At 64.3% G+C, this 20854-nt stretch carries 22 protein-coding genes and 2 tRNA genes; 14 read left to right on the top strand and 10 right to left on the bottom strand.

What is annotated here, in order from left to right; all coding sequences use genetic code 11:
- The 10 genes from DYI24_RS05095 to DYI24_RS05050 form a co-directional block, all read left to right on the top strand.
- Positions 1–192, top strand: a 192-nt coding sequence (locus DYI24_RS05095; protein WP_164571484.1) for a TIGR02300 family protein, incomplete at its 5' end; no start/stop codon positions are given.
- Positions 193–262: 70 nt separating this feature from the next.
- Positions 263–338, top strand: a tRNA-Ala gene (locus DYI24_RS05090).
- A 405-nt stretch (positions 339–743) separates the two neighbouring features.
- Complete coding sequence (locus DYI24_RS05085; RefSeq protein WP_164571483.1) at positions 744–980, top strand: GIY-YIG nuclease family protein; 237 nt, start codon at positions 744–746, stop codon at positions 978–980.
- Between the two features lie 45 nt (positions 981–1025).
- Positions 1026–2231 (top strand): CaiB/BaiF CoA transferase family protein, encoded by a 1206-nt coding sequence (locus DYI24_RS05080; protein WP_164571482.1) that lies wholly within the window; start codon positions 1026–1028, stop codon positions 2229–2231.
- Positions 2232–2460: 229 nt separating this feature from the next.
- On the top strand, positions 2461–3789 hold the full coding sequence (gene ugpB, locus DYI24_RS05075; protein WP_107342331.1) for a sn-glycerol-3-phosphate ABC transporter substrate-binding protein UgpB: 1329 nt from the start codon (positions 2461–2463) through the stop codon (positions 3787–3789).
- A gap of 167 nt (positions 3790–3956) precedes the next feature.
- Positions 3957–4838, top strand: a complete 882-nt coding sequence (ugpA, locus tag DYI24_RS05070) for a sn-glycerol-3-phosphate ABC transporter permease UgpA (RefSeq protein ID WP_164571481.1) — start codon at positions 3957–3959, stop codon at positions 4836–4838.
- Positions 4838–5686, top strand: coding sequence for a sn-glycerol-3-phosphate ABC transporter permease UgpE (gene ugpE, locus DYI24_RS05065; RefSeq protein WP_164571480.1), 849 nt, complete (start codon positions 4838–4840; stop codon positions 5684–5686). Before ugpA ends, ugpE begins: the two co-directional genes overlap by 1 nt.
- A gap of 5 nt (positions 5687–5691) precedes the next feature.
- Positions 5692–6783 (top strand): sn-glycerol-3-phosphate import ATP-binding protein UgpC, encoded by a 1092-nt coding sequence (locus tag DYI24_RS05060; RefSeq protein ID WP_164571479.1) that lies wholly within the window; start codon positions 5692–5694, stop codon positions 6781–6783.
- 154 nt (positions 6784–6937) lie between these two features.
- Positions 6938–7363, top strand: a complete 426-nt coding sequence (locus DYI24_RS05055; RefSeq protein WP_011155625.1) for an Hsp20 family protein — start codon at positions 6938–6940, stop codon at positions 7361–7363.
- 50 nt (positions 7364–7413) lie between these two features.
- Positions 7414–7680: a BQ00720 family protein gene (locus tag DYI24_RS05050; RefSeq protein WP_107342327.1), complete on the top strand. Its 267-nt coding sequence runs from the start codon at positions 7414–7416 to the stop codon at positions 7678–7680.
- A 302-nt stretch (positions 7681–7982) separates the two neighbouring features.
- On the opposite strand, the gene ptsN is transcribed toward DYI24_RS05050, so the two are convergent.
- The 8 genes from ptsN to DYI24_RS05010 all read right to left on the bottom strand — a co-directional run bounded on the left by ptsN (position 7983) and on the right by DYI24_RS05010 (position 14874).
- Positions 7983–8444, bottom strand: a complete 462-nt coding sequence (gene ptsN, locus DYI24_RS05045; RefSeq protein ID WP_107342326.1) for a PTS IIA-like nitrogen regulatory protein PtsN — start codon at positions 8442–8444, stop codon at positions 7983–7985.
- A 274-nt stretch (positions 8445–8718) separates the two neighbouring features.
- On the bottom strand, positions 8719–9324 hold the full coding sequence (gene hpf / locus DYI24_RS05040; RefSeq protein WP_107342325.1) for a ribosome hibernation-promoting factor, HPF/YfiA family: 606 nt from the start codon (positions 9322–9324) through the stop codon (positions 8719–8721).
- A 57-nt stretch (positions 9325–9381) separates the two neighbouring features.
- Complete coding sequence (gene rpoN / locus DYI24_RS05035; RefSeq protein WP_164571478.1) at positions 9382–11028, bottom strand: RNA polymerase factor sigma-54; 1647 nt, start codon at positions 11026–11028, stop codon at positions 9382–9384.
- A 205-nt stretch (positions 11029–11233) separates the two neighbouring features.
- A complete protein-coding gene (lptB, locus tag DYI24_RS05030) occupies positions 11234–12196 on the bottom strand; it encodes an LPS export ABC transporter ATP-binding protein (protein WP_205523372.1) in 963 nt (320 codons plus the stop codon).
- Positions 12197–12363: 167 nt separating this feature from the next.
- Positions 12364–13029, bottom strand: coding sequence for an LptA/OstA family protein (locus DYI24_RS05025; protein WP_164571476.1), 666 nt, complete (start codon positions 13027–13029; stop codon positions 12364–12366).
- An 8-nt stretch (positions 13030–13037) separates the two neighbouring features.
- Complete coding sequence (lptC, locus tag DYI24_RS05020) at positions 13038–13778, bottom strand: LPS export ABC transporter periplasmic protein LptC (RefSeq protein ID WP_164571475.1); 741 nt, start codon at positions 13776–13778, stop codon at positions 13038–13040.
- A 228-nt stretch (positions 13779–14006) separates the two neighbouring features.
- Positions 14007–14621 carry a ribonuclease D gene (locus DYI24_RS05015; RefSeq protein WP_107353692.1) on the bottom strand — a complete coding sequence of 205 codons (615 nt, stop codon included), beginning with the start codon at positions 14619–14621 and terminating at the stop codon, positions 14007–14009.
- Positions 14622–14789: 168 nt separating this feature from the next.
- Positions 14790–14874: transfer RNA gene (locus tag DYI24_RS05010), tRNA-Leu, on the bottom strand.
- Between the two features lie 160 nt (positions 14875–15034).
- Between DYI24_RS05010 and DYI24_RS05005 the strand changes: the two genes are divergently transcribed.
- Positions 15035–16000, top strand: coding sequence for a complex I NDUFA9 subunit family protein (locus DYI24_RS05005; RefSeq protein WP_164571474.1), 966 nt, complete (start codon positions 15035–15037; stop codon positions 15998–16000).
- A 49-nt stretch (positions 16001–16049) separates the two neighbouring features.
- Here the strand turns inward: DYI24_RS05005 and DYI24_RS05000 are convergent, their stop codons facing one another.
- Complete coding sequence (locus tag DYI24_RS05000; RefSeq protein WP_164571473.1) at positions 16050–16856, bottom strand: undecaprenyl-diphosphate phosphatase; 807 nt, start codon at positions 16854–16856, stop codon at positions 16050–16052.
- Positions 16857–17055: 199 nt separating this feature from the next.
- On the opposite strand from DYI24_RS05000, the gene DYI24_RS04995 reads away from it, so the two are divergent.
- Together DYI24_RS04995 and queG are read left to right on the top strand one after the other, a co-directional pair.
- A complete protein-coding gene (locus tag DYI24_RS04995; protein ID WP_107342317.1) occupies positions 17056–17748 on the top strand; it encodes a glutathione S-transferase family protein in 693 nt (230 codons plus the stop codon).
- On the top strand, positions 17697–18905 hold the full coding sequence (gene queG / locus DYI24_RS04990; protein WP_205523371.1) for a tRNA epoxyqueuosine(34) reductase QueG: 1209 nt from the start codon (positions 17697–17699) through the stop codon (positions 18903–18905). Before DYI24_RS04995 ends, queG begins: the two co-directional genes overlap by 52 nt.
- Positions 18906–19062: 157 nt before the next feature.
- Here queG and DYI24_RS04985 read toward each other — a convergent pair whose 3' ends face one another.
- Positions 19063–19851 (bottom strand): alpha/beta hydrolase, encoded by a 789-nt coding sequence (locus DYI24_RS04985; protein ID WP_164571471.1) that lies wholly within the window; start codon positions 19849–19851, stop codon positions 19063–19065.
- A 320-nt stretch (positions 19852–20171) separates the two neighbouring features.
- On the opposite strand from DYI24_RS04985, the gene infC reads away from it, so the two are divergent.
- Positions 20172–20711, top strand: coding sequence for a translation initiation factor IF-3 (gene infC / locus DYI24_RS04980; protein WP_107342314.1), 540 nt, complete (start codon positions 20172–20174; stop codon positions 20709–20711).
- Positions 20712–20854 lie beyond the last annotated feature (143 nt).

Here is a 20854-nt window from a genome sequence, read left to right as displayed (position 1 = left end):
CTGGAAGAGGCCGATGCCGAGGAGAACTCCGGCAAGGTCAAGGCCGTGGTGCCGGAATCCGAGGACGACATCGAAATCGATGAGGCCATCGACGACGATGACGACGATTCGACCTTCATCGCCGATGAAGAAGAAGAGGATGAAGACGTCACGGACATCATTGGTGACGTTTCTGGCGATGAGGAGACTTGAGATCGTCGCCGATATGTGATCAACGATTGCCGCGCGGCCGATTTTGATTTGCGCCGCGCACCCAGGGTAAGGGGCCATAGCTCAGCTGGGAGAGCGCTTGCATGGCATGCAAGAGGTCGGCGGTTCGATCCCGCCTGGCTCCACCATCCTTCGCTTGCTTCGCAAGCTTCGGCTCGGCAAGCCGATCACCCCCTCGGATGCGAAGCAAAAGAAGGATGCCGCGGCGTAGCCCGTAGGGCGAAGCCGGGCTTCAGTCGCAGCTCTATTTTTTCCCAGCTTCTTGCTGCGTTTCGAACGCTCCCTGTTCGCAAGCTATAGTCGGGCGGCCGGTCAGCCCCGGCGACGCCAAGCAGAGCGCGCAGCCGCAGCCAGGCTTGATCGCGCCATCATAGGGCTCTTCGGATTTTTTGAACCGTTGCTGTGAGGGCTTGATTCGCGCGCTTCGGTCTGCCCGCGCGACTGCCCTTGCGGCGTAGCTCGCAGCGCGATGCTGGACTAGATTCGATCCATTATCTCGATTCGATTTCGAGCGCCCTGCGGCGAGGTGCTCCATGAAATACGTCTATATTCTTCAAAGCGAAATTGATGAGCATTTCTATGTCGGCATCACTGACAACCTGCCTGCGCGGATTGGCAAGCATAACGCCGGCGAAGTCCCGCATACGTCGAAATTCCGCCCGTGGAAGCTGAAGACGTATGTTGCTTTCAGCGACACCCGTCAGGCGGTTGCTTTTGAGAAGTACCTTAAATCCGCTTCCGGCCGTGCGTTTGCCAAGAAGCGCCTTTGAGAGTTAAGTTCTCCGCTCCTGCAAAGCTTCGGTAAGAAAGCCCTTATGACCTCTGCATCGATGCCCGGCGCGATCGCCGGATTGCGCGTAATCGATCTGACCCGCGTGCTTGGCGGGCCCTACTGCACCCAAATCCTCGCCGACCACGGCGCCAACGTCATCAAGGTCGAACCGCCGGCCGGCGACGAGGTGCGCGACTGGGGGCCTCCCTTCCATGACGAGGACGCGGCGTATTTTCTCGGCGTGAATCGCAACAAGCGGTCGATCGGCCTCGATCTCGCCTCGCCCGGCGGGCGCGAGGTGCTGTTGAAGATGCTCGAAGACGCCGACGTGCTGATCGAGAACTTCAAGCCCGGCACGCTCGACAAATGGGGCCTCTCCAACGAGGTGATTCGCGAGAAGTTTCCGCGGCTGGTGCATTGCCGGATTTCGGGCTTCGGCGCCGACGGCCCGCGCGGCGGCAACCCCGGCTATGACGCCATCATCCAGGCGATGACCGGCATGATCGCCGCGACCGGCTCGCCGGAGAGCGGACCGGTGCGAATCGGTGTGCCGCTGGTCGACATCACCACCGGCCTGTATGCGACCATTGGTATCCTGATGGCGCTGGCGGAGCGTGAGCGCTCCGGCAAGGGCCAGTTCGTGGAGACCACGCTGTACGAAACCGGTCTCGCGATCATGCATCCGCATACCGCGAACTATTTCCTGCATGGCAAGCCGCCGGCGCTGACCGGCAACGAGCACCCTAACCTGGTGCCGTATTCGACCTTCAACGCCCGCGACGGCCAGATCTTCACCGGCGTCGGCAATGACGGCACGTTCCGCAAGCTGTGCAAGGAAATCGGCAAGCCAGAGCTCGGCACCGATCCGCGCTTCGCGCGCAACAAGGACCGCATCGCCAACCGCGCTGCGCTCCGCGCCGAACTCGAGGCGGTGTTCAGCCAGCACGATGCGGTGCCGCTGTGCGACCGGCTGCTCAATGCCGGCCTCCCGGCCGGTCCGGTGCAGTCGATCGACAAGGCGTTGACCAGTCCCCACACCGCCTACCGCGGCGATGTGATCGAGAAGGATTGGTACAAGGGCGTTGCCTCGCCGATCCGGTTCGAGCGCACCAAGGCCAGCCTGCGTGGCCTGCCGCCGACGTTCAGCCAGCACGCCAACGAAGTCCTCGGCGAGTTCGGCTATTCGGCGGACGACATCGCCAAGCTGAAGGCCGACGGCATCGTCAGCGGCCCCGAGCGCAAACGCTGATGAGGGCGGCGCCGGCCGCGACGCCGGCGCCGTTCATTCTGCTTTCGCTACGCACCCAGCTGCGATTACCGCAGTGCAGAAGCTCTTGCAGTGCATCATAAGCTGTTGCGACGACAGCGATGCCGCCGCTTCCTCCCCGGCGGTGCCTCGCTTATACGGTCATGTGTCTGTCATCGCGCACTGCTACGCGCGCCCACCACGACAGCACGTGCCCAACCGGGAGGTTTTCATGGCATTTCGATCCTTTGGCCTGACCGCGGCCGCCGCAACGGCGATCGCCGCGACGCTGGCGATGGCTGCGCCGGCATATGCGGTCACCGAAATTCAGTGGTGGCACGCGATGACCGGCGGCAACAACGACGTCATCGTCAAGCTGGCCAATGACTTCAATGCCGCGCAGAGCGACTACAAGGTGGTGCCGACCTACAAGGGTGGCTACGCCGATACCATGAACGCCGGCATCGCCGCGTTCCGCGCCGGCAACGCGCCGCACATCCTCCAGGTGTTCGAAGTCGGCACCGCCACCATGATGGCGGCGACCGGCGCCGTGAAGCCGGTCTACAAACTGATGCAGGAAACCGGCGAGCCGTTCGATCCGAAGGCGTATCTGCCGGCGATCACCGGCTACTACTCGACCTCCAAGGGCGAGATGCTGTCGTTCCCGTTCAACTCGTCGTCGATGGTGATGTGGGTCAATCTGGACGCGCTGAAGAAGGCCGACATCGCCGAGATCCCGAAGACCTGGCCCGAGGTGTTCGAAGACGCCAAGAAGCTGAAGGCCGCCGGCTACGCCACTTGCGGCTTCTCCACCGCCTGGGTCACCTGGGCCAATCTCGAGCAGCTGTCGGCCTGGCACAACGTGCCGCTGGCCAGCAAGGCCAACGGTCTCGACGGTTTCGATACCAAGCTCGAATTCAACGGTCCGGTTCAGCTCAAGCATCTGCAGAAGCTGATCGAGCTGCAAAAGGACAAGACCTACGATTATTCCGGCCGCACCAACACCGGCGAGGGCCGCTTCACCTCGGGCGAGTGCCCGCTGTTCCTGACCTCGTCGGGCTTCTTCGGCAACGTCAAGTCGCAGGCCAAGTTCAACTGGACCAACGCGCCGATGCCCTACTATCCGGACGTCAAGGGCGCGCCGCAGAATTCGATCATCGGCGGCGCTTCGCTATGGGTGATGGGCGGCAAGAACGCCGCCGAGTACAAGGGCGTCGCCAAGTTCCTGGCGTTCCTGTCCGATACCGACCGCCAGGTCGCAATCCACAAGGCCTCGGGCTACCTGCCGATCACCAAGGCGGCCTACGAGAAGGCCAAGGCCGACGGTTTCTACAACGAGCAGCCGTATCTCGAGACCCCGATCAAGGAACTGACCAACAAGCCGCCGACCGAGAATTCACGCGGCCTGCGGCTCGGCAACATGGTGCAGCTCCGCGAGCTGTGGGCCGAGGAGATCGAGCAGGCGCTGGCCGGCAAGAAGACCGCCCAGCAGGCGCTCGACGCCGCCGTCGAACGCGGCAACGCCATGCTGCGCCAGTTTGAGAAGACGGCGGTGAGGTAAGCACCGTTACCCCTGGCGTCATGCCCCGCGAAGGCGGGGCACCCAGTATTCGAGAGCGTTGCGATTTGAACAGCAACGACATGGAGTACTGGGTCGCCCGGTCAAGCCGGGCGATGACGGACAGGATGCTTGTCGAGTCTTCCGGCCACAGGTAAGCAACTCGTCACATGCTCAAGCAGGCCGTCTTTCAGTCGAAACTGCTGCCTTATTTGCTGGTGCTGCCGCAGCTCGTGGTGGTGCTGGTGTTCTTCTATTGGCCGGCCGTGCAGGCGGTGATCCAGTCGTTCCTGCTGCAGGACGCCTTCGGCCTGTCGACCGTGTTCGTCTGGTTCGACAATTATCGCGAACTGCTCGACCAGCCCGACTACTTCGCCGCGATCATCCGGACCTTCGTTTTTTCCTTCGCGATCGCGCTGTCGTCGCTGTCGCTGGCGCTGCTGCTGGCGGTGATGGCGGACCGCCCGCTGCGCGGCTCGACGTTCTACCGCACCATGCTGATCTGGCCCTACGCGGTGGCGCCGCCGGTGGTCGGCGTGCTGTGGGTGTTCATGCTCAATCCGTCGCTCGGCGTCATCGCCCATGGGCTGCGCGCGCTCGGCGTCGATTGGAACCCGCTGCTCGATGGTGATCAGGCGGCGCTGCTGATCGTGCTCGCGGCGGCCTGGAAGCAGATCTCTTACAATTTCCTGTTCTTCCTCGCCGGACTGCAGGCGATTCCGTCCAGCGTGATCGAGGCGGCGGCGATCGACGGCGCCCGGCCGATGCGCCGGTTCTGGACCATCACCTTCCCGCTGCTGTCGCCGACCATCTTTTTCCTGGTGATCGTCAACGTCGTGTACGCGTTCTTCGACACTTTCGGCATCATCGACACCATGACCCGCGGCGGTCCGGCGAAAGCGACCGAAACGCTGGTCTACAAGGTGTATCAGGACGGCCTGCTCGGCTCGAACCTCGGCAGTTCGGCGGCTCAATCGGTGATTCTGATGGCGATCGTGATCGCGCTGACGGCGATCCAGTTCCGCTTCGTCGAGCGCAAGGTGAATTACTGATGGTCGAGCACCGGAAGTTCGGAAACCTGGTGCCGCATCTGATCCTGTGGATCGGCGTCGCGATCGTCGCCTTCCCGGTCTATCTGGCGTTCGTCGCCTCGACCCAGGACAACGCCACCATCGCCAACGGCCAGATGTCGCTGCTGCCCGGCGGCCACTTCCTGGAAACTTATTACAAGACCATCTTTGTCGGCTCCTCCGGCACCACCCGCGAGCCGGTCGCCAGCATGCTGTTCAACTCGTTCGTGATGGCGATGTCGATCGCGCTCGGCAAGATCGCGATCTCGATCATCTCCGCCTATGCGATCGTGTATTTCCGGTTTCCGTTCCGGATGACGATCTTCTGGCTGATCTTCATCACCCTGATGTTGCCGGTCGAGGTCCGGATCTATCCGACCTACAAGATCGCCGCGGACCTCAATCTGCTCGACAGCTACGCCGGGCTGGCGCTGCCGCTGATCGCGTCGGCGACCGCGACGCTGCTGTTCCGGCAATTCTTCATGACGGTGCCGGACGAACTGTTGGAAGCGTCGCGGATCGATGGGGCCGGGCCGCTGCGGTTCTTCTGGGATACGCTGCTGCCGCTGTCGCGCACCAACATGGCGGCGCTGTTCGTGATCCTGTTCATCCTCGGCTGGAATCAATATCTCTGGCCGCTGCTGATCACCACGCGCGACGACATGCAGACCATCCAGATCGGCATCCGCAAGATGATCGTCACCTCGGACGCGCTGACCGAGTGGCCGGTGGTGATGGCGACTGCCGTGCTGGCGATGCTGCCGCCAGTCGCCGTGGTGGTGCTGATGCAGAAACTGTTCGTGCGCGGACTGGTCGAGACGGAGAAGTAGCAACAGTGGCCAACGTCGTTCTCCGCTCTGTCCGCAAGACCTATCCGGGTGGTTTTGAGGCAATCAAAGGTGTCGATTTCGAAGTTGGCGACGGCCAGTTCTGCGTGCTGGTCGGGCCGAGCGGCTGCGGCAAGTCGACCCTGCTGCGAATGATCGCGGGGCTCGAAACCGTCACCGGCGGCGAGATCGGCATCGGGGATCGCGTCGTCAACGACGTCGAGCCGGCCGATCGCGACATCGCGATGGTGTTCCAGAACTACGCGCTCTACCCGCACATGACCGTGTACAACAACATGGCGTACGGCCTGCGCAACCGCGGCATGGCCAAAGCCGAGATCGACGCACGGGTGCAGGAAGCGGCGCGCATCCTCGAACTCGGTCCGATGCTGACACGGAAGCCACGGCAATTGTCCGGCGGCCAGCGCCAGCGGGTCGCGATGGGCCGCGCCATCGTGCGGCATCCCAAGGTGTTTCTGTTCGACGAGCCGCTGTCGAACCTCGACGCCAAGCTGCGGGTCGCGATGCGGGTCGAGATCCGCAAGCTGCAACGCCGGCTCGCCACCACGGCGATCTACGTCACCCACGACCAGCTCGAGGCAATGACGCTCGCCGACATGCTGGTGGTGATGAACGCCGGCCAAGTCGAACAGATCGGCTCGCCGCTCGACGTCTATGCCAAGCCGGCGACGACTTTCGTGGCCTCGTTCATTGGCGCCCCGCCGATGAACCTACTGGCCCTGGCGGACGATCTGCGGAGCCAGCTCGGTGGCGCCCCAGCCGAGGCGGGCATTCTCGGCGTCCGCCCGGAGGACCTCGTGATCGGCCCAGGGGCGGCAGCTCATGGCGGGTTGGCGCTCGACATCACCGTCGAGGCGATCGAGAGGGTCGGGCCGGAAACCTTCGTCTACGGGGCCCGCGCAGGGCGTGAAGCTCACCCGGTGGTCGCCGGGAACCCCGGCGAAGGGGCCGGCGGGGACATCATCGTCCGGATCCCCGGCCAGGTCGCGCCGGCGGTCGGAGAGCGCATCACGGTCGCGGCGCCGCCGCACAGCCTGCATCTGTTTTCCGCCGACGGGCGCCGCCGGATTGCCGGCTAGCCGGCCAGTAAGCTACTGGTGGAATTCGCTGTTCTGGCCTTCTTGAACAGTTCTTTTGCACTGCCCATATTGGTTTGGACTGGACGGCGAGGTGCCGGACGGTCGATGGGGTGCCGCAAGGACCCCCTCAAAGTCGCTTCGAGAGGACTTTGTGATGTCTCGTGTTCCTTCGTTATCTAGTCCCTTTCTGCTGGGATTCGACGAGATCGAGCGTGCGCTCGACCGCGTCGTCAAAGGCGCCGACGGGTACCCCCCGTACAACATCGAACGGTGCGAACGCAGCAACGGCGATCCCGAAAAGCTGCGCATCACACTGGCGGTGGCTGGATTCACCCGCGATCAACTCGATGTCACAGTTGAGGAAAATCAACTGGTGATCCGGGGTCGGCAGCAGGATGACAAAACTCGGCAATACATCCACCGCGGCATTGCCGCGCGTCACTTCCAGCGGACGTTCGTGCTGGCCGACGGGATGCAGGTGTTGGGTGCGGACCTGAAAAACGGGTTGTTGTCCATCGACCTGATCCGGCCTGAGCCGGAAAGGGTCATTAAGACAATCGCCATCACCGAACACGAATAATGGAACGAGTAGCGGACTCGACCGCTTAGTCTCCTAGAGGAGTCGAGACCATGACTGAAGCTGGTACTACGCTAGAAAATGTGGGCGTCACGCCGGAAGCGCTGGCGCATCTGGGCGAAGGCCACATCGCCTATGTGAAGCAGATCCGCTCCGAAGACGTACCTGGGTTATTCCCGCAGGCGCCGCAGATCGCGCCGGGCCTCAAGCTGTTCGCGCTGCATTCGGCCGATGGCACGCCGATTATGCTGACCGACAGCCGTGAAGCGGCGATCGCGAATGCCTGGAGCCAGGAACTGCAGGCCGTCAGCGTCCACTAAGCGCTGACTGAAGAAGCTGGTTACGCGACGCGGGGTGTCCGGTGACGGCCCCCGCGCCCGCTGGATACTCATTAGCGGCGCTGAGGCGCCGCCAGCAAGCAGCCTTAGCGCGTTGCATTGCTCACTTCCTCACATCGATACTAGAGCGATTTCGTGCCGATTCCGCTGGTCAGCGACGCAGGATCTCGGACGCGTAACCGCTACGCCTGAACCAGTTTCGGTCCGGCGCTGAGCACTCATTGTGCGGTCAGTCGGATGTCTTCGCGAAGCTAGCGCCTGCCGGCCAGCAATACGCCGCGCTGTTACGCCGCGGTGGCCGGGGGCAGTGCGAGCACCGAATAGATCGCATGGGCGTCACGGGAGGCGCGCAGCTTCTTGGCGACGTCCTGGTCGCGCAGCAGCCGGGCGATCCGCGCCAGCGCCTTGAGGTGGTCGGCGCCGGCACCTTCGGGCGCCAGCAGCAGAAAGATCAGGTCGACCGGCTGGCCGTCCATCGCTTCGAAATCGATCGGACGTTCCAGCCGCGCGAACAGCCCGAACAGCTTTTCCAGCTTCGGCAGCTTGCCGTGCGGAATCGCCACCCCATAGCCGACCGCGGTGGTGCCGAGCTTCTCGCGCTGCAGCAGCACTTCGAAGATCGAGCGCTCGTTCTGACCGGTGAGTTCAGCGGCGCGCGCCGCGAGTTCCTGCAGCGCCTGCTTCTTGCTGATCACCTTGAGCGCCGGGATGACGGCCTCGGGCGCGACAAGATCCGTAATCGTCATCAGGCGTTCCGGGGGTGTTGGTGCGGTCCGGGTGAAATAGGACGGCGGTGGGTTGCGTCAAGCGTTCGATCCGAGAAGCGCCGCGCGATTTCCTGATCGCGGCTAAAACGCTTCTGAAATCATGATCCTAACTTAAGTCTAGCATTCCTGCCGGCGGCCGTAAAATGCCGTCGGCGGTCCGCCGAAAAGCGGCGGACCATAGGCAGAGCGTTGCACGGGCGTCAATGCCTCGCGGAGGTTCCGCTTGCGGCTTTCCCGCGAGGCAATGCGCGGGTCAGTTCGTGCCGTTCAGCACCGGCGGGTCTATCCAGCCGATATTGCCGTCGGCGCGACGATAAATGATGTTCACTCGGCCCGAGCTGCCGTGCTGGAACACCACCACTGGTGCGCCGGTGAGATCGAGCTCAACCACCGCCTCGCTCACCGACAGCCGCTTCATTGCGGTGGTGGCCTCGGCGATGATCACCGGGTTGTAGGCGTCCTCGTGATGCTCTTCGTCGCCGGGCGCTTCGATCACGTAGCTGGCCGCGTCCACCGGCGTGCCGAGCTCAGCGAGCGCGTTGGCCTCGGCGTGAGCCTTGCGGGCCGAACGATCCTTCAGGCGGCTCTTGTAGCGGCGCAGGCGCTTCTCGATCTGCACCAGCGCCTGATCGGCGCTGACATAGGCGTCGGCGGCATTGGACTCGGCTTCAAGCGTGATGCCGGAATCGAGGTGCAGCGCACAATCGGTGCGGAAGCCGAAACCGTCTTTGCTGAGCGTGAAGTGCCCCGAATAATTCCCATCGAAATACTTGCGCAGCACCTCCTCGGTGCGTTCGCTCACGCGGCTGCGCAGCGCTTCGCCGATGCTGATGCTTTTGCCGGATATCCGGATGGTCATGGCAGTGCCTCGATTCACATGTGGGGAGATGAGTCTAGTCAGAGCAGGGCGACGCAATCAAGCTGGGGCTGTGTCGCGGGAGCGGTTCGCTGCCGCAGACGGCGTGCCCAGCATGTTCTGCTTGTCGCGACGGCGCTGCACTGAGGAGGGAATGCGCATCGCTTCGCGATATTTCGCGACGGTGCGACGCGCGATGTCGATGCCGGCCTCGCGCAGACGTTCGACGATCGTATCATCCGACAGGATTGCTGACGGATCTTCACTGTCGATCAGTTGGCGAATCTGGTGCCGCACCGCTTCGGCCGAATGCGCTTCGCCGCCGTCGGCGGAAGCGATCGACGCAGTGAAGAAATACTTAAGCTCGAAGGTGCCGCGGTTGGTCGCCATGTATTTGTTGGCGGTGACGCGCGACACCGTGGATTCGTGCATCTGAATCGCGTCGGCCACGGCTTTCAGATTCAGCGGCCGCAGATGCTTGACGCCGTGGGTGAAGAAACCGTCCTGCTGGCGCACGATCTCGGTCGCCACCTTGAGGATGGTGCGGGCGCGCTGATCGAGCGCGCGCACCAGCCAAGTGGCGTTCTGCAGACAGTCGGAGAAATACGACTTGTCGCCGTCCTTGCGGATCGTCTTCGACAGCTCTGAATAATAGGTTTGATTGACCAACACCTTCGGCAGCGTGTCGCTGTTGAGTTCGACCAGCCAGCCGCCGTCTGGCCCCGGCCGGACGAACACGTCGGGCACAATCGTCTGCACCCGCGACGAGCCGAACTTCAGCCCCGGCTTCGGGTCGAGGTGACGGATCTCGCCGATCATGTCGACGAGGTCTTCGTCGTCGACGCCGCAGATCTTGCGCAAGCTGGCGACGTCGCGCTTTGCGAGCAGGTCGAGGTGTTCGACCAGAGCCTGCATGGCCGGGTCGTAGCGATCGCGCTCGCGCAACTGGATGGCGAGGCATTCGCTCAAGTTGCGCGCGCAGATGCCGGGCGGGTCGAAGGTCTGCAGCACCTGCACGACTGCTTCGACGTCGTCCTGACTGGCGCCGAGGCGTTCGGCGGCGTCGCCGAGATCGGCCGGCAGATACCCGGCGTCGTCGACGAGGTCGATCAGGTACTGTCCGATCAGCCGCTGCGACGGCGTCGTGACCGCGACAGCGAGCTGTTCGGCGAGGTGGTCGGCCAGCGAAGTCTCGGCCGCCACGAAGGCTTCGAGGTTGTAGCCTTCATCCGACGACGCTCCGCCGCCCCATTCGGTATATGAGGCCGGCGCGCTGTCTTGCGCGGCGCGGGCCGCAGCTTCGGCAGGCTCTTCGGGAAAAACGTTCTCCATGCCGGTATCGAGCGTCTGCTCGATATCGCTCCGGCTGCCGAGATCGCGGTGCATCCATTCTTCGGTGCCGGGCTCGAACGCACCGGCGGCCGCGGCGTCGGTGAAATCCGAAGAACCCTCGCCGCCGAAATCTTCGCCGCCGCTCGCGCCGAACTCACCGCCGCCCTCGGCGCCTTCCGCCGTGGCCTCACCGGCAACCGGCGGTTCCGCATTGTCGCCGGCGCGATCGAGCAACGGGTTCTTCTCGATCTCGTCCTCGACGAAAGCCGCGAGGTCAAGATTCGACAACTGAAGCAGCTTGATCGCCTGCATCAGTTGCGGGGTCATCACCAGAGACTGGGTCTGACGAAATTCGAGACGTTGCGACAGCGCCATGGTGGCCAGAAACGGTAGTTGGTCCGTTTCTTGCTTACGCCTTTCCGGAGCGGATGTACACGCCTTGACGGATGGGAAATTTGGAGTAGAGGCGCTGGCCCTTCGGGCGGGATGTCTTTCCGGTATCTAAGTAGTTCTGATCGCGCCTCACGATCAGGCCGGTAAAGGTAATCATGGACCCGCCGGCTCTAAACCGCAACCGGCTTCACAGTCGGAATTCTTCGCCAAGGTAAAGCCGGCGCACATCCGGATCGTTGACGATGTCTTCGGGCGTACCTTCGGTCAGGATCTCGCCCGCATAGACGATGTAGGCGCGATCGGTGAGGCCGAGCGTTTCGCGAACGTTGTGATCGGTGATCAGCACGCCGATGCCGCGATTGGTCAGGTGACGCACCAGGTCCTGAATGTCGCCGACCGCGATCGGGTCGATACCGGCGAACGGCTCGTCGAGCAGCATGTAGTTCGGGCGGCTGGCGAGCGCGCGGGCGATTTCGACGCGGCGGCGCTCACCGCCCGACAGCGCGATCGACGGCGATTTGCGCAGCCGTTCGATGTTGAATTCCTGCAGCAGATTGTCGAGCTGCGCTTCGCGCTTGCGCTTGTCCGGCTCGACCGCTTCCAGCACGGCGCGGATGTTCTGCTCGACGGTGAGGCCGCGGAAGATCGAGGCTTCCTGCGGCAGGTAACCGATGCCGAGCCGGGCGCGCTGATACATCGGCAGCTTGGTGACGTCGTGGCCGTCGAGTTCGATCGCGCCGTTGTCGGCCTTGATCAGCCCGGTGATCATGTAGAACACGGTGGTCTTGCCGGCGCCGTTGGGGCCGAGCAGGCCGACCGCTTCACCGCGGCGAACATAGATGCTGACGCCGCGCACGATCTTGCGGGTGCCGAAGCTCTTCTCGACGCTGTGCACCGCCAAGTAACTGGATGCCGGTGCGGCCTGCGGCGCAGCCGCCTGCGGGGCGACGGTGCGGCGCGGTGCTGCAGCCGCGGCCGGTTGTCGCGGCGGAGCCGCGTACGACTCGCTGCGTGCGATCGGCGGCGCGTCGCGCACCGGCGTGGCGAGCAGATCGCCGACGTCGTCGCTGTATCCGGTAATGTCGTTACGCGCGCTGCCGAACCCGGGAGCTTTCGGACGCCGACGGAACATGCCGCGAAGATCCACCATGCGCTACCGAACCTGTCCCGTGAGGTGCGCCGCCGCAAGGCTCGCGGTGACGTCATTGGCGTCTGCCGAGGCCGTGCGGACGCGGCAAAGCGACGCTTCGCCGGCGCTGTTACAGGCGGCCGCCGTCCGGTTCAACACTCGGGGTGCTTGCTGGTGATCTGATACGGTCACTTCGGCTTGCCCGAACTGGTCGGCGGGCCGAGCGGCAGCGGACCGCCGCCATTCGCGCCCGAGGATTGAAACAGGCCCTGCACCCGGCCGCTGTCCGATTCCACCCGCGATACGCCGGTGGTCATGTCGACCAGCAGGCGATCGCCGCGCACTACGTTGCGGGCCTGGGTCAGCACCACGTTGCCGGTCATCGTCACCAAATTGGTCTTGGTCTCGAACACCGCCTTGTCACCGGTGACGACCTGATCCTTCTGGGTGACCACGACGTGGCCCTTGGCTTCGAGTCGCCGGATCGAGGAGGCGCCGTCCGGGCCCGGCGCGGCCGCCGGCATCGGCTTGCCCTTGGCGCCCTTCGCCGGCGTCTGATCCTGGTCGTAGAACACCACCAGCGTCTGCGACGTCATGGTGGTGTCCCCCTGCACGACTTTGACGTTGCCGGTGAAGGTCGCTTCCTTGTTCTTGTCGCGCACTTCCAGGGTGTCGGATTCGATCTGGATCGGCTTGTCTCGGTTCTGCGAGAAGCCCTGCATCGCGTTGGGCACGCCCTGCACGGCGCTCTGCGCCGCCGCCGGCACCGTGCCGGCAACCGACAGAGCAACCAGCGCAGCACTGGCCAGCGCGACCGGGCCGCTAAGCCGGCGAAACCAAACAGCAATGTGCATTGTCGAGATCACCTCGCGACGGCCCGCTGGCCGGGATTGGGGGCCGCCCGCGACTTGGTCGGGGCGGGCGGCGCCGCGGGCTGCGCGGCGGGCGCCGGTTCTCCGAGCGGGGCGTTGTCGATGTTCATCACCACGCCGCCTTCGAACCGGATCAGGTCGCCCTTCTCGGTAATCCGCATCCGCTGGCCGCGCAGCGTGCCGCCGTCCCATTTGACGTCGACCGGCGAGTCGGAGGTGACGGTGCCTTTGCCCATGTCGATGTCGGCCTGGGTCATCCAGGCCTCGGTGCCGGTCGAATTGTGCAGATAGACGTCCTTGTTCAGCTTCAGAAGCTGCGCCTTGGTCTCGAACTGGCCTTCGCGCGACTCGATGATGACGGTGGACTGGTCCTCCGACTGCACCTTGGCGCGCAGCGTATGGAGATCGACGTGGTCCTGGCTGGTCAGATCCTGGGTGGCGGTGCGCGCCCACATCTCGTAGGGGCGGCCGTCATTGGTGAAGCCGGCCAGATGCGGCGACTCCATCGTGATCTTGGTGCCCGAGACCACCAGATCGCCGACGTCGATCGGCAATTTCGACAGATAGCGGAACGGGTTGAACACCGAGATCGCGATGATCACCGCCATCGACAGCACCACGACCAGCGGCACGGCGAGCCGCAGCGTGCGCACCAAACGGCTGTGGCGCGCCGCTGCCGCGAAGCGCGCCTCCATTCCGGTCTGATAGGACGACAACTGAACCGCTGTCACCGCTGCTCCCGAGCTCGTCTCGCGCGTGTTACGGAGCCGTGCGCTCCGTCCTCCGGAGCGCCGCTTCGAGCGCGGTCTCCAGTCTGCAATACATCCTTAAGCTTATCTTAATCACCCCGGCAGGGGAGGGCCATGGCAGGCCCGGCCCATCAGGCCGAGGAGTATGACCGAAACGCGGCGCAGGGTGCCGCTCGGGCGCAGGAACCGCCGGGAGGGCCGCCCAGCCGGTCACGAATGAGCGAAAATGTCCTCTTCGCTCCAGCCGTCGAGGTCGAGCCGGGCGCGGACGGGCAGGAAGCCGAAGCAGGCGGCCGCCAGCTCGGTGCGATTCTCCCGCGCCAGCATGGTGTCGAGCTTGTCGCGCAGCGCGTGCAGGTGGAGCACGTCGGAAGCGGCGTAAGCGAGCTGCGCGTCGGTCAGGGTATCGGCGCCCCAGTCGCTGGACTGCTGCTGCTTCGACAGATCGACGCCGAGCAGTTCGCGCACCAGGTCCTTCAAGCCGTGCCGGTCGGTGTAGGTGCGGGTCAGGCGCGAGGCGATCTTGGTGCAGTACACCGGCTGCGGCATCACGCCGAACGCCTTGTACAGCGCCGCCAGATCGAATCGGGCGAAGTGGAAGATCTTCACCACGGCCGGATCGCCGAGCAGCTTCTTCAGGTTCGGCGCATCGGTCGATCCTTGCGGGATCTGCACCACATCGGCACTGCCGTCGCCGTTCGACAATTGCACCACGCACAGCCGGTCGCGATGCGGATGCAGCCCCATCGTCTCGGTGTCGATCGCCACCGAATTTGTATAGCGGGAAAGATCCGGCAGGTCGCCGCGATGCAGGCGGATCGTCATGTGTCGCAAACCTTTGGGCCATGAAGGAGAGTGCCGAACGCCCCGAATCGGCAGCCCAACCTATCGCCCCGATCCGCGCGACGCGAGGGGCGGCGCCACCTTGCGGTGGACGTCTCGAACCGATGTCGATGTGAAGAGATGCGGATACGAGAAGAAGGGCGTGGGCAATGGTGCCCAGGAGAGGACTCGAACCTCCACGGTGTTACCCACTGGTACCTGAAACCAGCGCGTCTACCAATTCCGCCACCTGGGCCCGGGGCGCTTGATAGGGAGGCGTTACGGAAAAGTCAAATGGCTTCCGCCAACCAAATCCGCTGTACACCGGAAGGTTGATGGCGTAACGCGAAACCGCCAGAATGTCCGCGAATTCCCGGACGTCTAAAGACGCTCCTCCGCGATCAGGATCAGCCCGCATGACTTCGAATATCGACACGCTCGTCACGGTTTTCGGTGGCTCCGGCTTCCTCGGCCGGCACGTCGTCAGCGCGCTGGCGCGGCGCGACTATCGGATTCGGGTCGCGGTGCGCCGGCCGGAGCTTTCCGGGCATCTGCAGCCGCTCGGCCGCGTCGGCCAGATCCACGCCGTGCAGGCGAATCTGCGTTACCCCGAATCGGTCGCGGCGGCGATGCGCGGCGCGCATGTGGCGATCAACCTGGTCGGCATCCTCGCCGAAGGCGGCGCGCAGAAGTTCGACGCGGTGCAGGGCAGCGGCGCCGCCAACGTGGCGCAGGCCGCGGCGGCCGCCGGCGCCCGGATGGTGCATGTCTCGGCGATCGGCGCCGATCCGAACTCGCCCGCCCGCTATGCCCGCAGCAAGGCGGCCGGCGAACAGGCGGTGCTCGCCGCCGTGCCGCAGGCCACCATCTTCCGTCCGTCGGTGGTGTTCGGGCCTGAAGACCAGTTCACCAACCGATTCGCCGCGTTGGCGCGACTGTCGCCGGTACTGCCGCTGGTCGGGGCCGATACCAAGCTGCAGCCGGTCTATGTCGGCGATGTTGCGACCGCGATCGCCGATGCGGTCGACGGTCTGGCCAAGCCGGGCGCGACCTACGAACTTGGCGGTCCGGAACAGCTGACGATGCGCGAAATCATGCGCATCATTCTGCAGACCACCGATCGCAATCCGATGCTGGTGCCGCTGCCGTTCGGCCTCGCCAGCCTGCAGGCGATGCTGCTGCAGTTCGCGCCGGGCGCCTTCAAGCTGACGCCGGATCAGGTGCGGATGCTCGAGGTCGACAATGTGGTGTCGGAAGCTGCCAAGTCGGCCGGGCTGACGCTGCAGGGCCTCGGCATTCAGCCCGATTCGCTGCAGGCGATCGTGCCGTCCTATCTGTGGCGGTTCCGCAAGACCGGCCAGTTCGCGCGCAAGACCGGGTAAGCGAACCGCAGCGGCGGCCCTCAAGGACGCCGCGTTCCGAGAGAGTTTGTTACCGCCCCAGCGCCAGTGCGATCAGGCCGAGCGTGCCGACGATCACGCGCCACCAGGCGAACAGCTCGAAGCCGTGGCGGGTGACGTAGCTGAGGAAGGTCTTCACCACGATGATCGCGGTGATGAACGACACCACGAAGCCGATCGCCACGATGATCAGGTTGTCGGCGGTCATGTCGGCGTGGTTCTTGTAGAGATCGTAGACGAACGCGCCGAGCATCGTCGGGATCGCCAGGAAGAACGAGAATTCGGCCGCCGAGCGCTTGTCGGTGCCGAGCAGCATTGCCGCCACGATGCTGGCGCCGGAGCGCGACACGCCCGGGATCATCGCGGTGCACTGTGCGCAGCCGATATAGAAATAGGTCAGCAGCGGGAACGCGGTGGCGTCGTGATAGCGCGGCTTCAGGTCGAGCTGGTCGACCCACAGCAGGATCGCGCCGCCGACGATCAGCGAAAAGCACACCACCCACGGATTGAACAGGTAGTGCTTGATATAGCTGCCGAACGCCGCGCCGATCACCGCTGCCGGGAGGAACGCCACCAGCACCCCGATGACGAAACGGCGAGCGTTGGCATCGGTGAACATGCCGAGCGCGATTCGCCACAATTTCACGAAATACAGCGCCAGAATTGCCAGGATCGCTCCGAGCTGGATCAGCACCGCGAAGCTCTTCCAGAAGTTGCCTTCGCCGAGATTGAAGAACCGCTCCGCCAACAGCAGGTGGCCGGTCGAAGATACCGGCAGGAATTCAGTGACACCCTCGACGATGCCGAGAATGACGGCTCTGATGATATCGATGAGCATGGAATTGTCCGCTGCAAGGGATCGGGCGCCCGCGAGGCCGGACCTTGTCGCCTATTCCCCAAGGGGTCGCAACGTCAAAAATGCGCCTTTCGGTGCCTTGCGTCCGCGTCGCATGAGACTAGTTTGGCCGCCTCCCGAAGAGCCTTTTCGATGCGATCCGCCACGGTTTGTTAAGCTCTTCGAAACTATCTAGGTCAGCATGTACACCCTGTTCCACCACCCGTTCTGCCCGCTGTCGCGGTTCATCCGCCTTGCGCTCGGCGAACACGGTCTCGATCTCAGGTTGGTGGAAGAGCGGTCCTGGGAGCGGCGAACGGCCTTCCTGGCGCTCAATCCGGCGGGAACCACGCCGGTCCTGGTCGCAGAGGGGCGCCCCCCGATTCCCGGCGCCGGTGTGATCGCCGAGTTCCTCGACGAAGTGCACGGCGTCGAAATGGGTGACCGGCGGCTGCTGCCGCAGTCCACCGCTGAACGCATCGAGGTGCGGCGGCTGCTGTCGTGGTTCAACGACAAGTTTTTCGAAGAGGCCTCCGGCCCGCTGATGACCGAGCGCATCTACAAGCGCTTCATGAGCGAGGAAGACGGCGGCGGGCCGCCGGCGATGGACGTGATCCGCGCCGCCAATGCCAATGTGCGCTATCATCTGGCCTATATCGGCTGGCTGGCGCGCACCCGGAACTTTCTCGCCGGCGATCGCATGACCTATGCGGATCTCGCCGCCGCGGCGCACCTGTCGGCGATCGACTATCTGGGCGACGTGCCATGGATCGAGGACGAGGCGGCAAAGGCCTGGTACGCGCGGATCAAATCGCGCCCCTCGTTCCGTCCGCTGCTGAGCGAATGGCTCGCAGGCGTGCCGGCGTCACGGACCTACGTGGATCTGGATTTCTGACCTTCGCCGACGGACAGCCCGCATCGGCCGAACCCGGCGATGCGTTGAAGGCGGAAATCGCCGAACAGTCACGCGCGCTCGGCTTTGATGCCTTCGGAATTTGCGCGCCGGACTCGATTCCCGAAGCGCCGGCACGACTGCGCGCGTTTCTCGACGCCGGCTATCACGGCGACATGGCCTGGCTGGCCGATCGTCCCGAGCGCCGCTCCGATCCGCGGGTGATGTGGAGCGAGGTCCGAAGCGTCATCCTGCTCGGCTTCAATTATGGTCCTGATACCGATCCCCGCGCGGTGCTGACGCGAAACGATCGCGGTGCGATCTCGGTCTATGCCCAAGGCGACGATTATCACGATGTCATCAAGGCCCGGCTGAAGCAGTTCGCGCGCTGGCTGGTCGCCACCGCCGGCGGCGACGTCAAGGTGTTCATCGATACCGCAGCGGTGATGGAAAAGCCGCTGGCGCAGGCCGCTGGCCTCGGCTGGCAGGGCCGGCACACCAATCTGGTGTCGAAAGGCCGCGGGTCCTGGATGTTTCTCGGCGCGGTGTTCACCACGCTCGATCTGCCGCGGGATGCCGCCGAGCACGATCATTGCGGCTCGTGCCGCGCCTGCCTGGACGCCTGTCCGACCGGCGCGTTTCCGGTGCCGTACCAGCTCGATGCCCGGCGCTGCATCTCGTATCTGACGATCGAACACAAAGGCCCGATCCCGCGCGAGTTTCGCGCGCGCCTCGGCAACCGGATCTACGGCTGCGACGATTGTCTCGCCGCCTGCCCCTGGAACAAGTTCGCCCAGGCTGGTCGCGAGGCCAAGCTCGCCGCCCGCGACGGCTTGCGCGCACCGGCGCTCAGTGAGTTGGTGGCGCTCGATGACGCGTCATTCCGGGCGCTGTTCACCAAATCACCGGTCAAGCGCATCGGCCGCGACCGCTTCATCCGCAACGTGCTGATCGCGATCGGCAATTCGGGCGACGGCGAGCTGCTGCCCGAGGCCGAACGGCTGCTCGCCGATCCGAGCCCGACGATCCGCGGTGCTGCGGCGTGGGCGCTGGGGCAGCTGCTGCCGCCCGAGCGCTTCGCGGCGCTGAAGGAAACGCATCTCGGCTGCGAGGCCGACGAGAGCGTGCGGGCGGAGTGGGGCGGAGTCGCTGCTGAGTAGGGCGCTACCCCCGATCAATCGTCATCCCTCGCGAAAGGCGAGGGATCCAGTATTCCAGGGTGTTACCGTCATTGAACCGCACTGGAATACGAGATCGCCCGCATTCGCGGGCGATGACGGCAGGGTTGGTGGACGGACTTCAAACGCATCGCCCTCGTCAGCCCAGCTCCTCGACCGCGGCCAGCATCCGGGCGATGTCCTGCGGGCGGCTGAGCCGGTGGTCGCCGTCCTGGATCATGGTCAGGACCACGTCGTCGGTCGGCAGCCGCTCCGCCAGTTCGAAGGCGTGGCGCCACGGCACGTCTTCGTCCTGTTTGCCCTGCAGGATGCGCACCGGGCAGCCGACCTCGATCATGCCGCCGAGCACGAGGTGATTGCGGCCGTCTTCGATCAGCGCCTTGGTGATCGGGTAGGGCTCACCGTATTCCGAGGGGCGGTGCCAGACACCCTTGGTCTCGATCTCGACGCGAATCTCGGGTGAAAAACCCTTCCACATTAGCGCTTCGGTAAAATCCGGCGCCGGCGCGATCAGCACCAATCCGGCCAGCTTTGCGGCCGATTCGCCGCCGCCGCGGCGGCGCAGGGCGCGGGCCAGCAGCAGTGCCATCCAGCCGCCCATTGACGAGCCGACCACGATTTGCGGACCGCGCGCGTAAGCGTCGAACACCGCCAGGCTCTCTTCAAGCCAGCGGCCGATGGTGCCGTCGGCGAAGCTGCCGGAGGACTCGCCATGGCCGGAATAATCGAACCTGACGCAGGCGCGGCCGCGCGCTTCGGCCCATTGGTCGAGCGCGGTCGCCTTGGTGCCGGTCATGTCGGAGTTGAAGCCGCCGAGCCAAAACAGCCCAGGGGAGGTGCCCGGCCGGGGGCGGACCGCAATCCGCCGCGCTGCAGCCCCCTCGCCGACGGTGATGAAGTCGGACGCCGGTTCGGATGGTTTTGTCATGGATCAACAACCTCGTTGCCGGGTTGGTTTGCAGTACACGGCGAGGCGCCGTCAATGCCGGCGCCTCAGGGCGTAGCGCGACGGAAGCCGCGCGGCGAATTGGCCGGCTTTGCGTTTATGCGGAAGTCGGCTTGCCGCTCGGCGGTTCTTCCGCCACACTGCGCGCGGATCAAAAAGGGCATTGACCCTGGTATCGACGCTGAGTGGTTTTGCGTCGGATCGCGCTTCGACCTATATGAAGCGCGCGGATCCGACCAGCAGCCGTACCTGCCTCGATCCCATCGTTCGCCGTCAACGTTCACAAGTGTGGAGAAGAACCCATTCGCCGTCCCAACAGAGCGCCGCCCCCCGTAGCCAAGGACGGGCCGCGCACCAACGATGAAATCCGCAATTTCGAGATCCAGCTGATCGACCAGACCGGTGTGAACCAGGGCAAGGTCGAGACCATTGTCGCGATCAAAATGGCAATGGACGCAGGCATGGATCTGGTCGAGATTTCGCCGACCTCGTCGCCGCCGGTCTGTAAGATCATGGACTACGGCAAGTACAAGTATTCGGCGCAGAAGAAGGCCGCCGAGGCGCGCAAGAAGCAAAAGATCGTCGAGATCAAGGAGATCAAGCTCCGCCCGATGATCGACGACCACGATTACAACGTGAAGATGAAGGCGATGCTTCGCTTCTTCGAGGAAGGCGACAAGGTCAAGATCACCTTGCGCTATCGGGGACGCGAAATGGCTCACCAGGAGATCGGCACCAAGCTGCTCGAAAAGGTGAAGAACGACGTCGCTGAAATCGCCAAGGTCGAGCAGGACCCCCGCTTCGAAGGCCGTCAGGTCGTGATGGTGCTGGCGCCGCGCTGACGCGGATCCGGGTTTTCGATTTCAGAACGAACAAGGCCCGCCAGCGATCTGACGGGCCTTTTTCTTTGACGCTTTCTCTGCCGTGGCGTTCACCCGTCGTTTGGCCGGCCGCGTCGGCGGTGCTCGATCTTCCGCCTTATACG

Source organism: Rhodopseudomonas sp. BR0C11, assembly GCF_010820945.1.
Lineage (GTDB): Bacteria > Pseudomonadota > Alphaproteobacteria > Rhizobiales > Xanthobacteraceae > Rhodopseudomonas > Rhodopseudomonas palustris_H.
This window is presented reverse-complemented; position numbering and strand designations above follow the sequence as displayed.